This is a genomic window from Novosphingobium guangzhouense, from assembly GCF_002896965.1.
GTDB classification, from domain to species: domain Bacteria; phylum Pseudomonadota; class Alphaproteobacteria; order Sphingomonadales; family Sphingomonadaceae; genus Novosphingobium; species Novosphingobium guangzhouense.
In genome coordinates this window covers 208664-232808 of sequence record NZ_LYMM01000051.1, presented here as the reverse complement: position 1 = coordinate 232808, position 24145 = coordinate 208664, and the positions used below count along the sequence as shown (strand labels likewise).

The window sequence follows — 24145 nt, the reverse complement described above, 5'->3', positions numbered from 1 at the left end:
GTTTGGGTTGTCCGCCCATAACCATCAGTTATCAAACGTCGCATGGCTCGGCTTCAGGCCGACCCCAACGGAGAGCATCATGGACCTTCGCCAGCTGCGCCATCTGATCGCCATCATCGAGGAGCGCTCGTTCTCCGCGGCGGCCAAGGCCGTCCACCTGACCCAACCCGCCCTCACCCGCAGCATGAACGCCCTTGAGGCGAGCGTTGGAACGCCGCTTCTGGTGCGCAGAAACAACGGAATTGAGCCAACTTCGGCGGGGGCGGTCCTCTACGAATACGCCAACCTGCTGACCACCACGGCAGACAATGCGCGGGCCGATATCGCCCGGCTGGCGAAGGGTCTGGGGGGCGCGCTGAACGTCGGGATCGGCACGCATCTGGCCGACCTGGCACTGCCGAAAATCCTCTCGGAATTCGCCCAGCGCTATCCCCACCTGTCGATCAATCTGAAGATCGGGATGATCGAGGATCTGGTGCCGATGGTGCTGGAAGGCAAGGTCGAACTGCTGGCCAGCATGGTTCCAACGGACCGCATGCAACAGGGACTGGCCTATGAGCGACTATTTACTACAAAAGATCATCTATACTCAGCAGACAACCATCACATATCGCAGATAGATGATGTTATTACTTTTGATCGATTGACAAAAGAACGGTGGGTTTCTCTAAACTGCCTCCATGCCGATCTCGACATGAACCGCTTCTTCGCCAATGGCGGAAAAGGCTTTCCCAGCCAGGTCTTTCGCACCGATTCCCCAAGGATGATGCGCGCGCTGATCGAGGACGAAGGGTGCCTTGGCATCATGCCGGCCGAGTACATGAAGAGCGCCCGCGCTCAACCACTGCGGGTAGAAGGGCTGCCCATCGCGCGGGCCACCGGCTTGCTCTACCGCCCCGATATCCCGCTGCGCCCGATCGTCATGGAGTTTGCCAACCTGCTGCGCCGCGAACTCTCCTCGCCTCCGGGATAATGGCAGGGGTGAAGCCGCGCGCACCGGATCAGGCCGGCTGCGCGGCAAACGCCCGCAGGCGCGGCACCAGATCTTCGCCAAGCTGCAGTACGTCGGCGATCGGATCGAAGCCGCTGATCAGGAACCGGTTTACCCCCAGCCGGTGATAGGCGAGCAGGGCGGCGGCAACCGAATCCGGCGTGCCAACGATAGTGCTGGCCGCCTTCTGGAACCCGGTGGCGCGGGCAATGCCCACCCACAGCCGTTCGTCCAGCACATCGCCTTCGCGGGCGCGCGCTTCGGCCAGTTCGTTCTTGCCGAGTACGCCCGGCTGGCCGCCCTTGCGCGCCATGTCTTCCACGCCGCGGCGCACATCTTCGAGCACCGCCTGCGCCTTGTCCCAGGCTTCGGCTTCGGTACGGCCAAGGATGATGCGGGTGGACATGCAGAAATCCACGTCGCGCCCGGCCTTGCGGGCCTCTTCGCGCACCGAGGCGATCAGCGCCGCGCTTGGCTCCAGCCGGTCTATGCCGAATGCGTACACGTCCGCATGCCGCCCGGCGACTTCCAGCGCGCGCGAGGACTGGCCGCCGAAGAACACCGGGATGCCCCCTGCCTGCACCGGCACCACTTCGGAACGCGCGCCGCGCAGGGTGTAGAACGTTCCGTCATGGTCGAACCGCTCACCGCTCCACGTCTTTCGCAGCAAGGGGATGTATTCGGCGCTGCGCACATGCCGTTCGTCGCGGGTGAGGAAATCGCCGTCGGCCTGCGTTTCGGTATCGCTGGGCGCTGAGATGATGTGAACGCCCACCCGCCCTTCGCTCAGCCGGTCAAGCGTGGCGAACTGGCGCGCGGCCAGCGTGGGGGCGACGAAGCCGGGGCGGTGTGCGATCATGAACCTGAGGCGAGTGGTGATCCCGGCAAGGTGAGTGGCGAAGACCAGCCCATCGGGCCAGGTCGCCGCCTGCGCGATCAGCACGCGGTCGAAATCCGCAGCCTCGAACGCGGCGGCAAGGCGGGCGATGAAGGCGGGCTCCACGATGCCCATCGAGCGCGGATTCGCTTCCGAGGATTCGCGGTGGTTGAAAGTCCCGATGATCTCGATCGACATGACGCGTCAGTTTTCCTCGATCGATGCGGCCGGTGATCCGGCGGGCATCCGGTAGAACAGCAACAGCGCGATCCCGGTCACTTGTGCGACTGCGGGGATCAACGCCATCGACAGGCGCACCGCCTCGCGCGCAGCGTCGGTCTGCACCAGCGCAGGGCCAGTGCCCGAACGGTAGCCGCTGGCCTGCAGGAACAGCCCGACAAGGAACGGCGCAATCGCGAAGGCGGCCTTCTGAAAGAATTCGAAGAAGGCGGCATAGAGCCCCTCCTTGCGCAAGCCGCTGCGCCTGACGCCATAGGAAATCGCGTCAGGCAGCATCGACAGCGTCATCAGCAGCGTGCCGGTGGTTGCAAAGCCGGCAAAGGCCCCGCGCGCCAGGAACACCGCGTCGCTTTCCGCAGGGGAGGCCGCCAGCCAGCTGAGGCTGATCGCGGCGGAAAGCACCAGCGCCACGGCGCAGACGGCGGGCTTTGGCGCATGGCGGGCGATCTGGCGCCAGACGGGCACGCTCAGGGTGCCGACGATGCCGCTGGCCAGCGCGAACTGCGCCATGCCGGCCTCTCCGCGCGCAAGGATGTCGCGCATGAAGAACAGCCCGGTCGCCCCCACCGCCGCCGATGCGATGAAGCCGCAGAACTTGACGCCCAAGAGCACCAGGAACGGCCGGTTGGCGAACAGTTGCCCGAACCCGGCAAGGGCCGAGCCGCGTTCATGATCCACCGCCTGTTCGCGCATGCCGGCAGTGGCGATGACCGCCACCGCCATGCTCACGAAGATGAAGGCCGCCATGCAATAGCCCATGCGCGCGAAGGCCGATGCGGAACTGCCGCCCCAGGCGATCATCGCCGGTGCCAGCGCCCCGCCCGCCAGCGCCGCCAGCTGGATGAAGAACGTCCGCCAGGCCATCAGCGAAGTGCGCTCCTGCGCGCTTTCGGTGACTTCTGCGGGCATCGCCGAAGACGGGATCGCGAAGGCCGAATAGCCGGTAAAGGTCAGCAGCAGCGCCGCCATCACCATGACCGCCTGCGAGCCGCCCTCTCCGCTGCCGGAGAACAGCCAGGCCATGCCCAGCCCGCTCATCAGCGCGCCGGCCGCCATCCACGGACGACGGCGGCCCCAGCGGCTGCGGGTCCGGTCGCTGCCCTGCCCGATGAGCAGGTCCGCGATGCCGTCATAGATACGGCCTGCCAGCATGAACGATCCCGCCAGCGCCGGATCCATGCCCGTCGCCGTCACCAGATAATACATCAGGATGACATTGACGACGTAGAGGATCGTCGTGCTGCCCGCCGAGCCGAAGGCCCAGCCGACCTTCGCGGCGACAGGTATGGTCCGGGTTTCGATCAAGCGCAGCTTCCCCCCGCACGGCGCAGTCGCAGTGCCTACCAGCCGGAGACTAGGCACGGGGCGCTGGCGCGAGAAATCGAAAGCGCGGCTTCTTCCATGCACAAAACGTATATGCGGGGAATCGGAACCATGCAGATCCGGCAATTGCGGCACTTTTTGGCGGCGGTGGAAACCGGCTCGATGACGCTCGCCTCCGCCGCCCAGAACATCACCCAGCCCACGCTTTCACGCAGTATCCATACGCTGGAAGAGGAACTGGGCGTGGATCTGTTCGAACGCGGTCATCGCGGCGTGCTGCCCACGCGTTATGGCGAATTGCTGGCAGAGCATGCCCGCTCGATCATTCACGGCGTCGATCAGGCGATAGAAGATGTCGGCGCGATGCGCGCGGGCGGGCTTGGTCATGTGCGCCTTGGCATCGGATCGACCGCGACCGACCCGCGCATCGCGCAGGCCTGCGCGCAGATGGCCGTGGCAGACGAGAACATCACGCTTTCGCTGGACTACGACGTGCCCGAAACGCAGTTCGCGCGGCTGCGGCGCGGGGAACTGGACGCGATCATCGACACCCTGCGCGTCGATCTGGACAGCGGCGACCTCAACTTCCGGCCGCTCACCCGGCTGGACATGGTACTGGTGGCGCGGCGCGGGCATCCGATCCTTGACCTTGCCCGCAAAAGCGGCCCCATCGCCGCGCGCGATCTGGCGCACTGGCCCTGGGCGATCTTCAACCAGCCCAATGCAGAAGCGTTCTATCGCGGGTTGATGGGGCTGGCGGAAGAAGAGCACAACATCCGCGTGCGCAGTTCCTCCCCCGCGATGCTGCGGCAGTTGCTGCTTAACGCCGACCTTGTCGGCCTGATGGACCGGACCGAAATCGCCGACTGCCTTGCCGATGGCCGCCTGCAGGAAATCGCCACCGACATGCGCCGGGTAGAGGCGACGCTCTGCGTGGTCACCCGGCGGCGGACTTACATGAGCGGGGCGCTGCGCGTGGTGATCCAGCGGCTGCACGACGCGCTGTAAAGCCTCCAGCCCCTTCCCATACGCAACGGGCATGACTGGATGCATGCTTTCGATTGGGCTGCAGGCTGTGTCCCTGCGCATAGTCCGTGCGATGAAGGCGGGGAAACACGGGACATGCTGAAACGTCCGGTCATGGCCGGGATCGCGGCGCTGGCGCTGCTGGCGGCGGGGCTGACGGCCTTCGTGGTGGCGGCGCGGATGGATGCCTTCGCCATTCCGCTGGGAGAGCTGCGCCATCGCTACCAGACCGCGCATTCGCGGTACGTGACGCTGGACGGGGTGCAGCTTCACGTCGATGACAGGGGCTCCGGCCCGGTCGTCATGCTGATCCACGGGCATTACCAGTCCCTGCGGATCTGGGACGCGTGGGCGCAGCGGCTGGCCCGCGACCACCGCGTGATCCGCATCGACATGCCGCCTTACGGCCTCTCCGGCCCGGACCCCTCAGGCCGCTACAGCCCGCGCAGGGTAGAGCAATTGATCGCGCTTCTGGCACGGCACGAAAGGCTTGAACGCTTCAGCATCGGCGGCATCTCCACCGGCAGCGCGATCGCCATGCGTTATACGCTGGCGCATCCCGATCAGGTGGAAAGCCTGATCCTGGTCAATGCCCCGCTGGTGCCGATCCCGCCCGCCATGCAGCCCAGGACATCGGCCACGCTGGGCTTTCTGGAGAACAACCTGTTCCGGCCGATCTACCGGCCAAAGGCGTTCTACCGCTACCTGCTGAACCGCCTGATCGCCAACAAGGCAGTGCTGACCGAGGATCTGGTGCAGCAGACCTACGACACGCACCGCAAGCCCGGCAACGCCGCCACGCTGGACCGCTTCACCAGCGCCCTGCGCTTCGAGGCGAGCGATTACGGCAAGCGTTCGCAAACCACCGCACAGCAGCTGGCGGCCGTCCGCGTGCCGACGCTGGTGCTGTGGGGCGGAGCCGGGTCGATGCTGCCGGTATCGATCGGCTGCGAAGTTGCGCGCACTGCCGGGGCGTCGCGCCGGGTGATGATCAGCTTCCCCGGCGCAGGTCACTTCCTGCCCATCGAAGCCCCCCGCGCCGCAGAAGACATCGCGTGGTTTCTCGATCCCGCCAGCCGCAGCACCGGCGCCCGCCCGCCTGTCGGCACAGTAGAGGATTGCGCACGATGAAGTGCCTTGCCGCCATGCTGTGCGCCCTGTCGCTTGCTGGCAGCGCCGCCCATGCGCAGGAAGCGCCCGCACCGCCCGAAACCATCTCTCTCGCCGAACTGGAGAGCCGCTACCGCCTGCCCCAGTCGCGGTTCATCGATCTGCTGGGCGCGCGCATTCATTACGTCGATGTCGGCAGCGGCCCAGTGGTGGTGCTCACTCATGGGTCGAGTTCATCGCTGCGCACTTTCGCGCCGATGATAGAGCGACTGAGCCGTCGCTATCGCGTGATCGCCTGGGATGAACCCAACATGGGCCTGTCCGGCCCGCCGCCGCGCGCGCTTTACGACCGGCCGCTTTACCCGGTGCTGGTGCTGGAGGCGCTGCTGGACCGGCTCAAAATAGATCGCGCCAGCCTTGCCGGCGTGTCGAGCGGAGGGGCGATCTCGTTCTACTATGCCGCGCGCAATCCGGGGCGGGTGGAACGGCTGATCCTGTCCAACACACCCACCGGCCGCGCCGACGGCAAGGGCATGGCGCTCAGCGCCGCGCTGGCCCGCGAACTGGCCGCCTCCACCCCGCAGACCGGCCGCAAGAGCAAGATCTACCGCCCCCGCTCCTACTGGCGCGCCTTCTTCGATTTCTACACCGGAGAACCCGAACGCGCCGACGCCCGGCTGGTCGACGAATACTACGACATGAACCGACGCCCCGCCGCGCCCGACCGGCTGGCCATCGTCGAGGCGCTGGACGATGCCGCGCTGACCGCCGATGCGCTGGGCAAGGTGAGAGCGCCGGTGCTGCTGGTGTGGGGCGCGCGCGATCCGGTACTGCCGCCCGCCAGCATCGCGTCCTTGCGCGATGCGCTGGTTAATGCGCAGGTCTCCACGCTGATCCTGCCCGATGTCGGGCACTATCCGCCGCTGGAAGCGCCCGAACGCTTTGCCGGCATCCTTGACGGCTTCCTCTACGACGTCACCCCGTACCGGCCCGTGGCGCCGGAACCGGCCAAGCGGTGAGCACCCGATCCATGAACGATGACACGCTGGAATTCTTCGGCATCCTGCACTGGAACGACTATTCCGAAGCGCAGCCCAAGCCCTTCGACGTGGTCGAACCGGACTTCGTCGAAGCCTGCGCCCGCGCGCATGAAAGCGCCGGGTTCGATCGCGTCCTGATCGCCAATTCCGCGCACCGGCCCGACAGCCTGCCGATCGCGACGTGGGCAGCGGCGGTAACCACCCGGCTGGGCTTCATGATCGCGCACCGCCCCGGCTTCATTGCGCCGACAATGGCCGCGCGCATGTTCGCGATGCTGGACAGGATGAGCGGCGGGCGCTGCGCCGTCCACATCATCACCGGGGCGGACGACACCGAACTGCGCGCCGACGGCGATTACAGCACCAAGGACGACCGTTACCGCCGCAGCCACGAATATGTGGAAGTGATGCGCAAGGTCTGGTCCGCCGACGCCCCGTTCGACCATGCGGGAGAGTTCTACCGGGTGGAAGGGGCCTTTGCACATGTGCGGCCGCAGGCGGGCATCCCGATCTTCTGGGGCGGCAGTTCGCCCGCCTCCATCGAATATGGCGCGCGCGCGGCGGACGTCTATGCCTTCCCCGGCTTCCCGGCCGCCGCGCTGCGCGAACCTGCACGCGAAGTCCTGACCCGTGCCCGCGCGCTGGGCCGCGCGCCTGCCCTGCTGACTTCGCTACGCGTCCTTGTGGCAGATACGGATGCGCAGGCATGGGAACGCGCCCACGCGATCCAGGACCGGCTTATCGCCGAAGTGGTCGACAACGGCCGCTTTCCCATCCGCCCCGGCGAAACCCGCCGCGCCGCGATCGAGCGGGCAAAGGCACAGGCCAACGATGGCGCGCTGGACGGCCTGCTGTGGGCAGGCATCACCCGCGTTCCCACCGGCCGCCCGGCGCTCGGCTGCCTTGTCGGCAGCCACGACCGCGTCGCGGCGGCGATTATGGAATACCACGCTGCGGGCTTTTCCCGCTTCATCGTGAGCGGCTACGATCCGATCCCCGATGCCCTGCTCTTCGGCGAAAAACTGATCCCCCGCGTGAAGGCGCTGAAAGGCGCGCGTTGCGCGAAGGCTTCGACAAGTTCAGCCTGAGCGAGTGGGGTTAAAATGCGGTAGGCGGAGCAATGGCGGCTTACGCCCCAAAGTTGACGCTTTTCAAATAATTCATTACAAAACATTCTAAGGTGCGCCGCATTATGCTTGATGCGCCGCTAATGTTTCCGCACCCCTTGCATTAGACTTCAAACCCATGAGAAATATGCAGATGATAAAGAATTTTATCTTCGGCGCTTTCCTGCTCGTAACCTCTGCAGTTGCGGTTTTGTCCGGACTAGATGTGTTTTGGGGATATAATTTTGGTTATTCAGATGAGAGTTTTTACGGAAGCCTCGAACTTATCGCGTTTGGCATCATAATCTACTTCGTCAGTGACTGGGCACACCGTTTAGTCTTTCCAAGACAAAGACCATAGGGATGTCCGCTCTCCACCCAAATCAGACCTTCCAACACCGCTCAGGCTGAGCTTGTCGAAGCCCCGGCCGCATGGCGCGAGGCTTCGGCAGGTGGGGCGGCCTTAGGCAGCAATCACCTTGATCGCCAGCGCATCGCTGCCTGCAACGATATCCAGCAGGCGGTCGATGTTGGGATGCGCGCCGGGACGGTTGCGGGCATCGGCGGTGTGTTCGCCGAACACGTCAAGGCCATGCGCGGCGGCCTTCGCATCAAGGCTGGCGAACGACTGCGCCAGGTACTGGTACACTGCCAGCGAGCCCTGCTTGCCGGGCGCGTTTTCGATCGTTGCGGCCACGGTGCCGTCCGGTGCGACAAGATCGATGCGCTGCACGCCTTCGATCGACGGCAGCTGCTGCAGGTTGTCCTTGAAGGTCGCGCTCGGTTCAATCATCGCCTGAATTCCTGAATTGGTTCGGGCGGCGGGCTCTAACAGCATATCGGCGCGCCTGCCATCGCACAGGAACCGAAATGGCCGAAAGGTGGTGGAGGCCGACCGGCAAATCGCGGCCTCCACCATGGCCTCAGTAGCTGTAGCGGATGCGCAGGCCCGCCGTGCGCAAGTCGGGCAGGCCGACGATCGCGGCGGTGTTGGTCCCCGTATAGCGGAAGTCGCTGGTGAACAGCGTGCCCAACGCGACGCTGGTGTAGGCATGCGTGTTGAACACGTTGTTCACGAAGACTTCCACGTTGACCTTGCCGGTCTCGATCCCGGTGCGCAGGTTCACCAGCGTCAGGTCGGGCGACTTGAGCACGTTCGACGCATCGGAATAGACCCCCGACTTGTAGCTGAGATCACCACGGATGAACGCCTTCGCACCATCCGCCACCGGGATCGGATGGCTGTAGCTGACGCTGACTGCCGCCGAATACTTGGACGTCAGCGGATTCTCGTTGCCCCTGAAGTCGGTGATGCCGGTAAGCGCGGTGGATGACGGTGCGGTCAGATTGCGGATCGAACTGGCGTTGATCGCCCCGCTGGCGGTGACGGAAAGGTCGTCGGTCACGTCCGCGAAGAGTTCCGCCTCCACGCCGGTCATGATCACCTTGCCCGCATTGCGCAGCGCGCTGATCACCTGAGGCGTGTTGGTTTCCGCATCGAAGAACACCACGTCGGCGGAATTGATCTGGTTCTTCCAGATCGCCCGGTATGCCGCCAGCGTATAGCGCACCGCATTGTTGAACAGACGACCCTTGAGGCCGATCTCGTAGTTGTCCAGCTTCTCGGGATCGACCTCGATCGCCAGCCCTGATGCCGCTGCGGTCTGCTGGACCGAAGGCGTGCCGGTCAGGAACTGGGTGTTGAAGCCCGCCGGATTGATGCCCTTGGCATAGGATGCATAGAACATCGTGTCGGGATCGAACTGGTACTGCACGATGCCGCGCGGGATGAAGTTACGATAGTTCTTGTGCGCCAGCGTCTGCCCTTCGGCGTAGAAGCCGGCGGGGGCGAAGGCATCGGTCGTCACGGTCAGGCCGCCCGGCGGGGCATAGGCGTAGAGCTTGTCGATCTGGTAGCGCCCGTCGACACTGACGGTCAGCTTGTCGGTCAGATCGTAGCTGAGCCCGAAGAACGCGCCCATCGTCTTGTTGCGCGACTGCCCGAACACGGCGGAGAAAGTGGACACGCCCAGCGCATTGTTGCCCCCGCCGTTGGCGTTCTGGTAGCGCGCATCCAGATAGCTGACACCGATGGTGCCCTTGAAGCGGTCCGTATCATAGCGGGCGCGCAATTCCTGCGACCAGTCGCTTTGCCTGCGCTCCACCAGGAACGGGAAGTCGAAGTAGCTGCGCGATCCGGCGGAGCCATAGATGTTGGCCTGCCCGACGTCGTAATAGTTGTCGAGGTCGGCCAGTTCGCTGTTGCGCTCCCTGTTCATGCCGGTCAGCGAACTGAGCGTCACCCCGTCGGCCACTTCCCAGTCGACCGAGGCGTGGAGGTGGTAGAAGCGGCTGCGCAGCCCATAGCCCTGCACGCCCTTGTCCGGCGAGATCAGGCGGCCGGTGGGGTTGGCAAGGAAGTTCCTGATGAACGCGTCGTTGGTGGTGTTGGCGGACGGCGAGTTCACCAGCTTGGGCGTCTTGCCGCAGATGTAGCGGTTGGTGGTGGTCACGCCGCTGGAACTGGTGACGTTGAGGCTGCAGTTGGACTGGTCCTGCACGATCACGTTGCCATTGTCGTCCGTCGCCTCATAAGCGCCGATCAGCCCCTGCGCGCTTGGCCCATCGTCGTTGTAGGTGATCATGCCGAAGCCCTTGACCGTCAGATTGGAGGCGGGCGTGAACGTCAAGGCAAGCGTGCCGGTGCGGGTCTTCTGGTCGCCCAGCGTCTGGCCGGGAACGCCCGCGTTCTCATACGAACCGTCCTTGGCATACTTGCGCACGGTGGCTCGGATGCCCAGCAGATCGCTGACCAGCGGGCCGCTCAGTTCCCCCATGACGTCATAGCTGTTGCGCGTGCCGACCATCGCATCGACCGTACCGGTCCAGTAATCGCTGGGCGCCTTGCTGACGACATTGACCGCGCCGGCGAACGTCTGGCGTCCGAAATAGGCGCTCTGCGGGCCCTTCAGCACTTCTACGCGTTCGGGGTTGGTGATGTTGTTGATTGCGGTGGCCGAACTGACCGGAACGCCGTCGATGAACACCGACGCGGTCTGCGCAACCGCATTGGGCGGCGTGAAGCCGCGGATGATGATCTGCTGGAAGGAGCGGTCGTTACGCCCCGCACCGTTGTTCACCACCTTCATGCCGGGCGTGTAGGCCGCGATGTCCTGCACCGAGACGATGCCGCGCGCACGGATATCCTCGCCGGTCAGCGCCGAGACCGCGATCGGCGTCTCCAGGATGCTTTCCGCGCTTTTGCGGGCGGTGACGAAGATCTCTCCGCTGGCGGGCTCCTGCTGAGGAGCGGGCTTCTGCGTGGAGGCGGTGTCCTGCGCAAACGCAGGAACGGCTCCCGCAATGGCCAGCGCCGCGATGGAAACGCACGCGGCATCGTGCTTGATGAAATCCCTCAACTTCATGGTCGGTTATCCTCACTGTAGGTTTGTATCGGACGCGCGCCGCCCTCCCCCGAAGAGGCGCGCGCGAAAGTCGGCTTATGGTTGTGTTATTGGGTGATCAGGGATGCGGGGCGGGTGGCCCCGGCAGTGGCGGGTCGATGACCGCATGCGCCTTCATCAGTCCGTCGAAGCGCGCACGGTCGGGGTCGGCCACGGCCTGCGGATGTTCGGTGATCTGCATGCGCATCGCGCCATATCCGGGAACGTAGCGCGGCCAGCGGACCGATCCCCCGCCCTGCGGAGCGCCGGTGCGGATGAACGAGGCCCACCATGCGTTCATCTGGCGGGCCACCGCCCGATCGACTGCAGTCAGTTGCCAGCCGCGCTGCGCGTCCAGCGTATCGAAGACATACGGGATTTCCGCACCGTGGTAGGCACCGGCAAGCTTCACGTCGAAGTCGGGGCCGAAGGTTCCCCGGGGCAGCGGCGGGGCGTGGTCGAATTCGTAGAGATAGACCGGCTTGCGTCCAAAGCGCGCCGCCGCATAGGCCCAGAGCCAGGTCGGGTAAGCGATGTTGTGATGCCCCGCCGCAGCGATCAGCGCGGCCTGTTCATCCCCCGATCCGTGCGGATAGAGCCGGGCTACGGTGTCCGCCTGCGCCCCATAGGTGTCCTGCATCATCTGCGCGAAACTGCGCCGGGGACCAAGCAGCATCAGCGAACCTTCGTCCGCATTCCACCCGGCCAGCAACGGCACGTCGTTGAACCGGCCCGATGCGAAGATCCGCCAAGGGGCATCGGGTAACAGATGGCCATCGACCACCGGCAGGTTGTAGAACTGCCCATTCGCCAGCTTCGCGGCGCTGCCAAGGATACGTTCCGCGGGCACCCGGCGCAGGCCGCCAAGATCGCGCGCGCCCACATCGTCCATCAGCGCACGCCCGCGCCTTTCCTCGAACGCCAGTGTCGTTGCGCCCATGCTGGCAGGCTCCGCGCGGCGCAGCGACGAGCCGCTTTCACCGATCGCCTGCGCGAACAGGCCCTTCGCGAGCGGCGATGCCATCATGACGCTGGTGGTGACAGAGCCTGATGACTCCCCGCCGATGGTGACTTTCGCAGGATCACCGCCGAAACGGCCGATGTTGCGCTGCACCCAGCCAAGCGCCGCGATCACGTCCATGAAGCCATAATTGCCCGATGCGCCATAGCCGCTTTCGGCGCTCAGTTCCGGGGTTGACAGGAATCCCAGCGCACCAAGGCGGTAATTGATCGTCACCACCACAATCCCCTGCCGCGCGAACGCCGATCCGTCGAACGTCGGCTGCGCACCTGAACCCACGCGCGATCCCCCACCATGGATCCACACGAAGACCGGGTAGCGCCCCGCCTTTGCAGGCGCCCATACATTAAGGAACAGGCAGTCTTCCGAGCGCGGTCGCTGTACCGGGCTGTTCTCGTTCACCGCTTGCATGCAATCCGCGCCGAAACTGTCCGAAGACCGCACGCCCTGCCAGGGGATGACGGCGGCAGGCGCTTTCCAGCGGCTGTCACCTGTGGGCGGCGCCGCATAGGGAATGCCCTTGAAGCTGCGCACGCCATCCGCCCCTGCCGGACGGACGGCGATCGAACCGCCTTCGATGGCCAGACTGTCAGCCGCAACTCCAGCCACCGGAGCAGGCGCAGCATAAACTGCCCCCGCCGAAAGGCTGTTCAGTATAGACACTGCACAAAACGCCAATATGCCTGACCGCAGCATTACGCACCCGCCCGATTCCGTGATCAATATAAACTGCGCCAGCGATAAAGAAATTCGCAGCAGTTTAAGTCACGTATTCGTCTGTCGGATATTTTCGCTATCGCATCTTACAAAAGATCTATTTCGTAAATCTTTCGGAATAATCGCTCAAAACTGCAATGTATAAGCGGCATGACCTGGACAATATCCTTATCGCATTCGACATTCCAGGCACTCATCACTCTTCATGCCGATAATGAAAGGGCACAAGGACGGTTCCTTTCATTATTTTTATGCAGTGTTAAAAATTTGCATCACTCGGATGACTTGCAGCTGCAGTCCCTGCCGCTCGATCTTCTGCCCGCAAGATTTCACCCGGCGTGACCGGGTCTTTGCCGGATCGGGCAAGCAACTGCCCGACCGCCCGCTCAAGGTGCCCCGCGGCATCGATCGCGCCGCCCAGAAGCGCCTGAAGCTGCACTCCGTCCGATAGCGCGATGAGTGACTGTGCCGCGTAATCGGGATCGACATGCGCGCCGATGATGCCTGCCTCCCGGCTGCGTCGAAGCGCGTCGGAAAGTTCGGCACGAACACCTTCGAAGCGCGCCGTATAATAGGCATGCGCCGGGTGCCCCGGCTCCAGCGCGTCAGCGGCGAACTGGAAGTAGAGGCGCACGATCCCCGGCGCAGTCAGGTTCCGGCGTACCGAAGCGACATAACGATTGAGCACATCCAGACCGCTGTGTCCGTCCACCTCGATGTCGGCCGCCTCTTCGTCCCACCGGTTCAGCACGCATTCCAGCAGGTGCTCGAAGGTGCCGAAATAATAGAGGACATGCGCCGCATCGACGCCCAGTTCGCGGGCAAGCGCCCGCAGGCTGGCAGGCGCTGCCGCATCGGTGCAATAGCGTTGCAGCGTCTGCGCAAGAATCTTCTCGCGCATCGCCGCCCCCTTGCCATAGCGCCGGGCAGCCGGATCGGCTCCTGGCTGACGGTGCGGTGCGCCTGTGGCTTTCGCGGTCTTCATCGAACCTTCCTTCACCCGGCACTGACGCGATTTCCCAGGCTATGGCGGTACGGCTGCGGGAAATCCAGACGATGTCTGTGCGTTACTCCTGTGAAGCAAATGCCAATCCGGCGTTTGCACGTGCAAGGAAAGCGACCAATGCCTGCCAGTTCGAAAGCCCAGCAGAAGGCCGCCGGTGCCGCTCTCTCAGCCAAGCGTGGCGAAACGCCCAGATCGAAACTGAAAGGCGCATCAAAGGAGATGGCGGCCTCCATGACCGAGAAGCAGCTTGCCGACCTGGCCTCCACCAAGCGCAAGGGACTGCCCGATCACAAGGGCTGAGGGCGGTGCCCCAAAAGGATTACGCCCGATGCAGTTGCGCGGCGTCGGGAGTGACTTCGTAGCGCACCAGCGTCTGCACCTTGCCGCCGGGCTTTTCCACCCTGTCCATCACCTTCACGTCGGTAGTCCAGCGGGTCGGCGTGATATCGAACAGCTGGTAGCCGCGGCGGTCGGTGTAAAGGTCGAGGTTGGGGTTGTTCTGCAGCATATGCGCAAGGCCCGCATCGCCGTTGCCGTTTCCGCCTGACGAGATGGAGGTGGCCAGGAACTCAACCGCCACGCCCTTGCCGTCGGGCGTGTCGTCGCGTTCGGGAACGATGCCGGCGGCGTGCTTGTGGTGATCGCCGGTTGCGATGACCACATTGGTGAGATCGTGCCGCCTGATGCTTTCGATCAGGCGCGCCTTGGCAGGGCGGTAGCCGTCCCACAGGTCGGTTTCGAACACCGGCTTTGTCGCGCCCGGCGCGCGCACGTCCAGCGGCATGACGATGACCTGCTGCGCCAGCAGGTTCCACGTGCGGTCGTTGCCCAGTCCTTCGTCCAGCCATGCCTCCTGCGGACGGCCCAGCATTTCGGGGCTCGCATGCGCTTCGGGCGTGCAGGCATCGGCGCGCGCCACGTCGTTGCACGACTGATCGGTGCGGTAGGAGCGCGTGTCGAGCACATGCGTGCGCAGCAGCCGGCCGTAATCGAGGCGGCGATAGGCGGTGATCCCCTGCATGCCCGGCATTTGTGCACGGCGCACCGGCATGTTCTCATACCACGCCTGATAGCCCGCCATCCGGCGCAGCAGGAACACTTCGGGCGGGGTGCCGTCCTGATCGAATTCGCCCGCCCAGTTGTTGTCCACCTCATGATCGTCGAACGAGGCGGCGAAGGCACTGGCCTGATGTGCGGACTGCAGATGCGGGTCGGACTTGTACTGCGCATAGCGGCGCCGATAGTCGTCGAGGCTGTAGATCTCGTCCCCGGCATGGCGGCGAACCACGTTCCCGCCCACCGGCTTGCCCGCGCCTTCGTAGATGTAGTCGCCGTAATGGAACACGAGATCGAGGTCCGGCTCGCGCGCCAGAGCCCCCCAGGCGTCGTAGAAGCCAGCCTCCCAGTGCTGGCATCCGGCAACGCCGATGCGCAGGCGATCGATCGCGGCATCGGCGGCGGGCGCGGTGCGGGCAAGGCCGGTCGGGCTTACGTCGCTGCCCATGACGGAGAAGCGATACCAGTAATGGCAATGCGGCCGCAGCCCGCCGACCTCGACATGGACCGAATGACCCAGTTCCGGCCGCGCGAGCGCCTCTCCCTTGCGCACGACGCGGGAAAATCCCTCGTCCTCGGCAACCTCCCAGCCGACCGGCACGGCCACTTGCGGCATCCCGCCGTGCTCATCCAGCGGGCGCGGGGCAAGCCGCGTCCAGATCACGAAGCCGTCGGGCCAGGGGTCGCCCGCCGCTACGCCCAGCGTGAAAGGGTTGGCGCCCAGCGGCCGGGCCAACACCGCCGCACGGGCGGGAAGGCCGCTGATGAGCAGCAGTCCTGCGCCGGATTTTACAAGCGTGCGGCGATCAATGGTCATGACTGGGGTTTCCGGTTCCGGGGGTCTGGTTCGTCGCGCTCCCGCATTCACGCAGAAGCTGACGCTGGTATGACAATCAGCGAGTTATGACTGTCAGGGCGCTGGCGCTGTGCCGGTTTCGGGATCGTAGCGCGGATTGGCGGGGTCCTGCGGGCGCGGGTCGCCGGTGCCGGGCTTCGCGCTCTCGGCCCAGGCGCGGGTGAGCAGGTCGCGCAGCATCGCCGCCCCTTCAGCACTGCGATGATAGACGAAATCGCGTGCCTCGCTGTTCTTCGGGTCCGCCAGCAGCCCGCGCTTGTCGAGCGCGAAGATCGTCTCGACTTCGGCGTTGCTGTCATCAAGGAAAGCGAGGACGTGGGCGAACAGGTCGCCGTCCTGCCGCTTGGGGGCGCCGATGCGCTTCACGAAGTCGGCGGGCTGCAGGTCGATCGCGTCGGCATAGCCGATTTCGAACCCGCCATGGATGCCGCCGCTGCGGTTGTAGCCCTTGGGGTTGTCCCCGAACCAGCCTTCGCAATGGATGCTGACGTGGTGCGGGTTGGTGCCGTCGGCGATGTAGTGAGACATCCACGCTGTATAGAACGCCAGCGTCCGCTCGATATTGGCGGTGGGCTCTCCCTTCGAGCGCTTGGAGCGCAGCGCGCGCATTCCCGCGACGATGCGGCCATAGCCCTCCATGATCGCGTAAGGCATCGTCCCGGTCCAGCGCACGTTGAGGCGCTCCGCGGCCTTGGGATCGATCTTGGCGACGCGCAGGTGCTCACGATAAAGCGCCAGCAGGAAGGCATGGCGCGAACGCGGCACGGGGTCGAGAAAGCGCACGCGCTCCACGAACCAGGTGTGGTTGGGATCCTCGTCGATCTTGGAGAACGGTTCGGAGGAGGATCGCCAGGTGTCCGGCGCGCCCGCTTCCTCGCCGATGTATTCGGCATAGTCGCGCAGGAACACAGGCCCGTCTGCGGGCAGGGTGTCGAGCGCGGCCTGATCGATCACCGCATGGCCCCGCCCGCCCCAGGCCAGCGCGGCAGGGGCATGAGCGGCTGCCAACAGCGACAGGGCAATAATGATGGGTCTGGTCATGAGGAAACGTTTTTTCCGTGAATGCGATACGGCCGGACGCGATGATCGCGGCCGGCCGTTCGGGAAGGGTCAGAAGTTGTACGATACGCCCACGTAGGCGCGGCGGCCCGAGTAGATCGAGCTGGTCAGGCGGTCCTTGGTGTCGTTGCCCAGGTACTGCCATTCGTGCGACTTGGTGAGGTTGATGACCGAAGCGGTCAGCATCAGCCCGTCGCGGATTTCGTAGGAGGCGTTGAGGTCCACCTGCTCATAAGGCGCGGTATAGGTGTTAAGGCCCGAGGACAGGCCGCCCACCACCGTGCCGCGCCGGTTGTACGAGGCGCGCAGCAGCAGGCGGCGATTTTCGTAGAAGACCGAGGCGTTGAACTGCGTCTTGGCGCTGCCGACCAGCGGCGAGGTGCCAACCTTCTGGCCGTCCAGCGTCACGTCTGCGGTCGAGGTGTGGTTGTAGGTGAAGTTCACCTGCGCCCCCAGCCCGATCGGCAGCGTATGCTGGGCGTAGAGTTCGACGCCTTCCGACACCGCGCTCGATCCGTTGGCGACGGTGGAGTAGGATTCGATCACCACCTGTTCGCCCGCCACATCGCGCGTCACGTCCATGACGAGCGGCACGATGAAGTTCGACACGTCCTTGCGGAACGCAGTGGCGCCGATCACCGAACCGGGGCGGAAGTACCACTCGATACCCAGGTCGTACTGCCAGGCCTTGAACGCCTTGAGCTGCGAGTTGCCGCCGCTGCCCGACCAGCCCGCGAATTCGCCGAACTGGTCGCGGTCGAAGGCATAGGCTTCCGACCTGTAGGTCAGCGAGCGGGCGCCGGCGAGGTCGGAGATAGACGGACGCGCCACCACCTTGGCCACCGCGCCGCGCACCAGCAGGTCCGGCGTCAGGTCATACGACACGTTCAGGCTGGGCAGCACGTCGGTGTAGCTCTTGCGTTCGTGCAGGCGCACGTTCTCGATCACCTCGCGCTGGTCGAGCGGCAGAACCTGGCAGTTGCCGTCCGCGCCGATCGGGCGGTTGGGATCGAACGGGCCATTCGGTCCGTCGACGCAATAGTCGACAAGGTACTGCAGGCGGTCCGAAGTCTCGTCGCGCTGGATGGTTTTGACCACGCGCACGCCGATGTTGCCGCGCAGGCCCCCGGTTGCGAAGTTGGCCTGCGCGTAGCCGCCCAGCGTCTCTTCGGACAGGTCGTAGACGTTGTTCGGCTCAGGCTCGCGCACCGAGGGGCCGTAGCGCTCGTTGATGATTTCCAGATAGCGCTTGAAATCCACGCCGGGATAAAGGTTGGCGCTGAAGCCGCCGTTGATGTTGCCCATCGGCGTCGAATAGAAATACTCGGGCTGCGCAAGGGCGCCTTCGGGCGTGTTCTGGTAGCGGATCTTGTTTGCCGCATCGGCATACCATTCGTTGCGGCCGGTCTCGCGGTGGACCTCAAGCTTGCGCCACTTGCCGCCCAGCTGGATCGAGCGCAGGAACCCGCCGTCGAACTGACGCGTCGTGTCGAACTGGACGTAAGGCTGGTCGATCGCGCTGTTGGTGAAGCTGGAATTGGTGCCGCCGATGTCGATCTGGGCGATCCCGTTCATCAGGTTCTGCTGCAGTTCGGGCGAAAACTCCATCGCCACGCCCTTGCTGGACAGATCCCAGGCGCTGAGGAAGTTGCCGTTCTGCTCCTGCCCGGTCACCGTGATACGCGGCTTGGCGGCCACCTGGAAGCGCATCGAAGGGCCGCCCTTCGATGCCGTCTTGCCCACCTTCAGTACCGCGTCGAAGCGATCGAGCTTGTAGTGCGCCTCACCCTCGAACGTCTGCGAGTGCTGCTTTTCCTTGGAGTAATAGCCGGTCAGACGCGGCGTTTCCATCGTGCACATCGGCGTCGCATCAAGGCACGGCGCGCCATCGACCGAGAAGGATGCAGACTTCATCACGGTGCCGCTCTGGTCGAACACGGCATCGCTGAAGAACTTGCCATAGCCCCATTCGGGAATGGTCAGCTGGTTCATCACGTAGTTGCTGCTGTATTCGAAGCGGAAATAGTTCGCGGTCAGCGTCAGCGTGTCGGTCGGGCGGAATTGCGCGGTGGCCTGGATACCGAAGCGCTCACGGTCCTGATCGAAGATCTCGGCGCGGACCGATTGCGGCGCCCAGTAGCCGGTGTAGTGATCGCCGCCGATCGTGCTCTGGCCGCCGCCGGTCCAGTAGGACACGGCCGCATCGTTGGCGATCGGGTTGCCGTTCACGTCGGTCGCGCGTTCCAGCACCTGCCCGTCCGCGCCACGGTCGCTCCACCAGCGCCAGGTTCCGGCGGTGGAGCGCATCTCGCGGTTGGTGCGCTTCTGGTACACGCCGCCGATCAGCAGGCCGATCGTCTCATCTTCGTTCTTCCACGAATACTGCGCGCCGATCTGCGGTTCGAACTTCTCGCTATTGTCGGAGTACGTGCCCTCCGCCGAGATGAAGCCGGAACCCGACGGCACGTCGAACGGGCGGCGGGTGTTGAGGATGATGGTGCCGCCCACGCCGCCTTCTTCCAGCCGCGCCTCGGCAGATTTGTAGACTTCGGTGCTGGCGATGAAGTTGGCGGGCAGCATCACGTAGTTGAACGAGCGCTGCGGGTCGCCGCTGTCGGCACCGGCGAGGAAGTTGCCGTTGAGCAGGGTCTGCGTCAGGCCCGGCTGCAGACCGCGAATGCTGACGCGCGAACCTTCGCCGCCGTCGCGGGTGATGACCACGCCGGGCATGCGCTGCAGCGCGTCAGCAACGTTCTTGTCCGGGAACTTGCCGATGTCCTCGGCCGTGATCACATCGACGAAGGCATTCGCCTCGCGCTTCTGCTTCACGCTTTCCTTGAGCGATTCGCGGTATCCGGTGACGACGATATCGGGGTCTGCCGGCGGTTCATTCGCCGCAACAGGCGCGTTTCCCACCGAATCCTGCGCCAGAGCGACGACCTGCCCGTCATCGCCCACCACGCGCAGTCCCGAACCCGCAATCAGGCGACCCAGTGCTTCCTGCCGGCTCATCGTGCCGCGCACCGAAGGCGCGGTCAGCTTGCGGATTTCCGCCGCCGGGTAGACGATCTTGACCTTCGCCTGCTTGGAAAAAGCGATCAGCGCCTGCCCCAGCGACTGCGCTGGAACATCGAAATAGACGGCAGCCTGAGCAGCTGCCTGCGCCGGTGCGGCGACAAGCGCGGTGGAAGCCACCAGCGCGGCAACAAGTGAATTGACGGTACGGACGGACATGAAATCTAACCCCCGACATGGCACAACGTCTGCGCCATTCGCGGGGATGACGGGATGGCGGGCGCTTGCCTCCAAGTCGGAGTAAAAAAATTCTGCGGTGCGGCGCGAACGAGCTTTGCAAAGGCCCGTCATCTCCGGTCGGGAACGCGGTGCCCGCATGCGAGTTAGCGGTTGCAGCATCTTGCAGGAGGCAGCACGTGACGCAGGGCACCGCATCCGACGACGCCGGGATTTCCTTTTCCCGCCCCGAACGAATGATCCATGAACTGGGCGCGGAATTCACCGGCGAAGGCACTCACTTCGCGGTCTTTTCCGAAAACGCCGAAGCGATCGAGCTATGCCTGTTCTCCGAGGACGGGGCAGAGGAAACCGCGCGCCTCGAACTGCCCTCACGCGAAGGATCGGTGTTTTCCGGCTACCTGCCCGGCATCCGGCCCGGCCAGCTCTACGGCCTGCGCGCGCATGGCCCCTATGACCCGGCGAACGGGCACCGCTTCAACCCCAACAAGCTGCTGCTGGACCCCTACGCACGGGAGGTTTCGGGCGCGGTGCAGTGGGACGACGCCTTGTGGGGATACGACCTTTCCACCGGCGACGACACCACCTTCGACCCGCGCGATTCCGCCCCGTTCATGGTCAAAAGCGTGGTGCAGGACCCCGATTTCGACTGGGAAGGCGACAAGGCGCTGTCCCGCCCCTGGACCGAAACGGTGATCTACGAAGCCCATGTGCGCGGCCTGACGATGACTCACCCCGATGTGCCCGAGGCCCTGCGCGGCACGTATGAAGGCATGGCCAGCGAACCGATCATCGCTCACCTGCAGAAGCTGGGCGTAAGCGCGATCGAACTGCTGCCCAGCCAGTTCTTCCTCGACGACCGGATGCTGCTGGACCAGGGCCTGTCGAACTACTGGGGCTACCAGACGCTGGGCTTCTTCGCCCCCGAGCCGCGCTTCCTGCGCACCGGCGACCTTGCCCCGCGCGCCATCCGCCAGTTCAAGGACATGGTGAAGCGGTTCCACAAGGCGGGGATCGAAGTGATCATGGACGTGGTCTACAACCACACCGCCGAAGGGTCCGAACGCGGACCTACGATGTGTTTCCGCGGTCTCGACAACGCCAGCTACTATATGCTGAGCCCCGAAAACCCGCGCTTCAGCTTCGACAATACCGGCACCGGCAACACCCTGTCGGTCGCGCATCCGATGGTGCTGCGCATGGTGCTCGATTCCCTGCGGTACTGGGTGCAGGTGATGCACGTCGATGGTTTCCGCTTCGACCTGGCCTCCACGCTCGGCCGCGAAGGGCACGGCTTCGACCGGGAGGGCGGCTTCTTCGACGCCATCCGGCAAGATCCGATCCTGGCCGCCGTGAAGCTGATCGCCGAACCGTGGGACGTGGGGCTGGGCGGCTATCAGGTCGGCGGTTTCCCCTACCCGTTCCGCGAATGGAACGACAAGTTCCGCGATGACGTGCGCGCCTTCTGGCGCGGCGACGAAGGGCTGGTGGGTGACATGGCCCAGCGCCTGATCGGCTCTCCGGTCCAGTTCAACCATTCCGACCGGGGCGCTACCAGTTCGATCAACTTCCTTGCCGCCCATGACGGCTTCACCCTGATGGACACGGTATCCTTCAACGATCGCCACAACGAGGCGAACGGCGAAGGCGGCGCCGACGGGCACGACAACAACCTGTCCGACAACATGGGGGCCGAAGGCGCCACTGACGATGACGTCATCACAGCCGCGCGCGCCCGCCGCCGCCGCGCGATGGTGGCCACCCTGATGGTCAGCCAGGGCGTGCCGATGATGCTGTCCGGCGATGAGATCGGCAACAGCCAGCAAGGCAACAACAACGTCTACTGCCAGGACAACGCTCTGGCCTGGCTTGACTGGGAGGCGAAGGACGACGCCTTCCTTGACTTCTGCAGCCGCATGATCGCGCTGCGCCGCCAGTTCCCGGTACTGGCGCAGGAAAACTTCCTGATGGGCGAGACCGGCGATAACGAGCGCGTGGAAATCGCCTGGTTCCAGCCCGATGGACGGGCCATGGATCAGGAACTGTGGAGCCAGCCGGGCCTGCGCGTGCTGGGCATGCTGGTCGACTACTCCACGCGTGAGGTGTTCCTTGATGGCGGGCGGCCGCTGTTCACCGTGATCAATGCGGGCGACGGGCTGGATTTCACCCTGCCCGAAGGAGACTGGGTCCGCGTGCTCGATACCGCCCGCGACGACCCATTCACCGAAGAAGCGGTGGACCGGGAACAGGCCGCGATATCGCCCGCCAGCCTCTGCCTGTTCCGTCCGGCCTGATGGCCACGCAATGGGGCGCAAGGCCGATCGGCGGCGGCAACTGGCGCTTCGGCCTGTGGGCGCCCGAAGCCACCGAGGCCCGCGTCGAGATCAACGGTCTGGCGATGCCCGCACTGGCGGCCGGACAAGGCTGGTGGCTGTTCGAAGGCGAGGCTGAGGCAGGCGATGCCTATCGCTGGGTGCTGGACGGCACTCCCTATCCCGACCCCGCGGCGCGCGCGCAGATCGCGGACGTGCACGGCTCCTCAAACCTCGTCGATCATGCCGCCTTTGCATGGCGCAACCCATGGCGCGGGCGCCCCTGGCACGAGGCGGTGATCTACGAACTGCACATCGGCACCTTCACGCCCGAAGGGACGTTCACCGCCGCCATGGCCGAACTGCCGCGGCTGGCGAACCTTGGCGTGACGATGATAGAGATCATGCCGGTCGCTCAATTCGAAGGAACGCGCGGCTGGGGCTATGACGGCGTCCTGCCCTTCGCCCCCCATCCCGCCTACGGATCGCCCGATGACATGCGCGCGCTGGTGGATGCCGCTCACGGCCACGGCATCGCAGTGCTGCTGGACGTAGTCTACAATCACTTCGGACCGGCCGGGAACTACCTTTCCGGGTGGTGCCCTTCGTTCTTCCATCCGGATCGCACATCGCCTTGGGGCGCAGGGATAGCCTTCGAAGCACCTGCCGTGCGCGAATACTTCATCGCCAATGCCCTGCACTGGCTGGACGAATACCGCCTGGACGGGCTGCGGCTGGACGCCGTCCACGCGATAGAGGATCACTCCCCTGTCCATTTCCTCGACGAACTGGGCCAGCGCGCGCGCGCCGTCGAATGGGACCGGCCGATCCACCTCATCACCGAGGACGAACGCAACCTTGCCCGCTACTTCGCCGCCGATGCGCCGTTCGACGGCACCTGGAACGATGACTGGCACCACGCGCTCCACTGCCTGCTGACCGGCGAGGCCGAAAGCTACTACGCGCCTTTCGCCGTGGACCCCGCAGGCGATATCGCCACCGCCCTGTCGGACGGTTACGTCGAACAGGGCCAGATCCGTGAACATGGCGACGCCCCGCCGCGCGGAGAACCATCCGGCGAACTGCCGCGCACCGCCTTCGTCAACTTCCTTGGCAACCACGATCAGGTCGGCAACCGGGCGCTGGGAGAGCGGCTGCATCACCTTGCCCGCGATCCCCATGCCTACCGCATTGCCACGGCCCTGACCCTGCTTACCCCCTTCACGCCGATGCTGTTCATGGGCGACGAATTCCTGACCGATGCCCCTTTCCGCTTCTTCGTCGATTTCACCGGCGATCTTGCCCATGCCGTGCGCGAAGGCCGGGCCAGAGAGTTCGCCCGTTTCGCCAGCTTTGCGGGCGAAGTGCCCGATCCGGTGGCCGAAGAGACCTTCCTCGCCTCGCGGATCGGTGCGCCCGTGCGCGCCGAACAGCATGACCACGTGGCCTTCGTACGCGACCTGCTCCACTTGCGGCGCAACCACGTTACCCCCTTGATCGCCACCAACCCGCAACCCGCGGCCATCGTCGGGCGGGAGGGGCGCCGGATCGATGCCGCATGGTCGTTTGGGCCGGCAACGCTGCGCATGCACGCAAGGCTCGGCCCGGATATCGACCAGCCTGCCCCGGAACTGCCCGGCACGATCCTGCACCTTTCGGACGCGTCGAGCCCCTTTGCGCTCATCGCCGCCGTTTCATCGGAGTGACCAC

General features: G+C 64.9%; 17 protein-coding genes. 8 read left to right on the top strand and 9 right to left on the bottom strand.

Translation table 11 applies throughout. The annotated features are described in order from the left end of the window. Positions 1–79: 79 nt before the first annotated feature. Positions 80–973: a LysR family transcriptional regulator gene (locus A8V01_RS28305; protein WP_170065991.1), complete on the top strand. Its 894-nt coding sequence runs from the start codon at positions 80–82 to the stop codon at positions 971–973. 28 nt (positions 974–1001) lie between these two features. Here the strand turns inward: A8V01_RS28305 and A8V01_RS19020 are convergent, their stop codons facing one another. Both A8V01_RS19020 and A8V01_RS19015 read right to left on the bottom strand, forming a co-directional pair. Beyond that, entirely contained in the window at positions 1002–2066 is a 1065-nt protein-coding gene (locus A8V01_RS19020; RefSeq protein ID WP_103097873.1) for an LLM class flavin-dependent oxidoreductase, read from the bottom strand. 6 nt (positions 2067–2072) lie between these two features. Further along, complete coding sequence (locus A8V01_RS19015; RefSeq protein WP_103097925.1) at positions 2073–3413, bottom strand: MFS transporter; 1341 nt, start codon at positions 3411–3413, stop codon at positions 2073–2075. 129 nt (positions 3414–3542) lie between these two features. Between A8V01_RS19015 and A8V01_RS19010 the strand changes: the two genes are divergently transcribed. The 4 genes from A8V01_RS19010 to A8V01_RS18995 all read left to right on the top strand — a co-directional run bounded on the left by A8V01_RS19010 (position 3543) and on the right by A8V01_RS18995 (position 7695). After that, positions 3543–4439 carry a LysR family transcriptional regulator gene (locus tag A8V01_RS19010; RefSeq protein WP_103097924.1) on the top strand — a complete coding sequence of 299 codons (897 nt, stop codon included), beginning with the start codon at positions 3543–3545 and terminating at the stop codon, positions 4437–4439. A gap of 114 nt (positions 4440–4553) precedes the next feature. Then, a complete protein-coding gene (locus A8V01_RS19005; RefSeq protein WP_103097872.1) occupies positions 4554–5588 on the top strand; it encodes an alpha/beta fold hydrolase in 1035 nt (344 codons plus the stop codon). Beyond that, positions 5585–6586 (top strand): alpha/beta fold hydrolase, encoded by a 1002-nt coding sequence (locus tag A8V01_RS19000; protein ID WP_103097871.1) that lies wholly within the window; start codon positions 5585–5587, stop codon positions 6584–6586. Before A8V01_RS19005 ends, A8V01_RS19000 begins: the two co-directional genes overlap by 4 nt. Continuing rightward, positions 6583–7695: an LLM class flavin-dependent oxidoreductase gene (locus A8V01_RS18995; RefSeq protein ID WP_245892725.1), complete on the top strand. Its 1113-nt coding sequence runs from the start codon at positions 6583–6585 to the stop codon at positions 7693–7695. Before A8V01_RS19000 ends, A8V01_RS18995 begins: the two co-directional genes overlap by 4 nt. Positions 7696–8176: 481 nt before the next feature. Here A8V01_RS18995 and A8V01_RS18990 read toward each other — a convergent pair whose 3' ends face one another. The 4 genes from A8V01_RS18990 to A8V01_RS18975 all read right to left on the bottom strand — a co-directional run bounded on the left by A8V01_RS18990 (position 8177) and on the right by A8V01_RS18975 (position 13879). Beyond that, positions 8177–8506, bottom strand: a complete 330-nt coding sequence (locus A8V01_RS18990) for a DUF2322 family protein (RefSeq protein ID WP_103097869.1) — start codon at positions 8504–8506, stop codon at positions 8177–8179. 130 nt (positions 8507–8636) lie between these two features. Further along, positions 8637–11138: a TonB-dependent receptor gene (locus A8V01_RS18985; RefSeq protein WP_103097868.1), complete on the bottom strand. Its 2502-nt coding sequence runs from the start codon at positions 11136–11138 to the stop codon at positions 8637–8639. Positions 11139–11235: 97 nt separating this feature from the next. Then, on the bottom strand, positions 11236–12840 hold the full coding sequence (locus A8V01_RS18980; protein ID WP_170065990.1) for a carboxylesterase/lipase family protein: 1605 nt from the start codon (positions 12838–12840) through the stop codon (positions 11236–11238). Positions 12841–13153: 313 nt separating this feature from the next. Next, on the bottom strand, positions 13154–13879 hold the full coding sequence (locus A8V01_RS18975) for a TetR/AcrR family transcriptional regulator (protein ID WP_146037319.1): 726 nt from the start codon (positions 13877–13879) through the stop codon (positions 13154–13156). Positions 13880–14017: 138 nt separating this feature from the next. On the opposite strand from A8V01_RS18975, the gene A8V01_RS18970 reads away from it, so the two are divergent. Further along, complete coding sequence (locus A8V01_RS18970; protein WP_103097865.1) at positions 14018–14200, top strand: DUF3008 family protein; 183 nt, start codon at positions 14018–14020, stop codon at positions 14198–14200. Positions 14201–14219: 19 nt separating this feature from the next. Here A8V01_RS18970 and A8V01_RS18965 read toward each other — a convergent pair whose 3' ends face one another. The 3 genes from A8V01_RS18965 to A8V01_RS18955 all read right to left on the bottom strand — a co-directional run bounded on the left by A8V01_RS18965 (position 14220) and on the right by A8V01_RS18955 (position 20105). Continuing rightward, positions 14220–15773, bottom strand: a complete 1554-nt coding sequence (locus A8V01_RS18965) for an alkaline phosphatase D family protein (RefSeq protein WP_103097864.1) — start codon at positions 15771–15773, stop codon at positions 14220–14222. Between the two features lie 93 nt (positions 15774–15866). Next, positions 15867–16853 (bottom strand): phospholipase C/P1 nuclease family protein, encoded by a 987-nt coding sequence (locus A8V01_RS18960; protein ID WP_103097863.1) that lies wholly within the window; start codon positions 16851–16853, stop codon positions 15867–15869. 69 nt (positions 16854–16922) lie between these two features. Then, positions 16923–20105: a TonB-dependent receptor gene (locus tag A8V01_RS18955; RefSeq protein WP_245892724.1), complete on the bottom strand. Its 3183-nt coding sequence runs from the start codon at positions 20103–20105 to the stop codon at positions 16923–16925. 197 nt (positions 20106–20302) lie between these two features. Here A8V01_RS18955 and glgX point away from each other — a divergent pair, with 197 nt between their 5' ends. Together glgX and treZ are read left to right on the top strand one after the other, a co-directional pair. Beyond that, complete coding sequence (gene glgX / locus A8V01_RS18950) at positions 20303–22417, top strand: glycogen debranching protein GlgX (protein ID WP_103097862.1); 2115 nt, start codon at positions 20303–20305, stop codon at positions 22415–22417. Continuing rightward, positions 22417–24141: a malto-oligosyltrehalose trehalohydrolase gene (gene treZ / locus A8V01_RS18945; protein WP_103097861.1), complete on the top strand. Its 1725-nt coding sequence runs from the start codon at positions 22417–22419 to the stop codon at positions 24139–24141. Before glgX ends, treZ begins: the two co-directional genes overlap by 1 nt. Positions 24142–24145 lie beyond the last annotated feature (4 nt).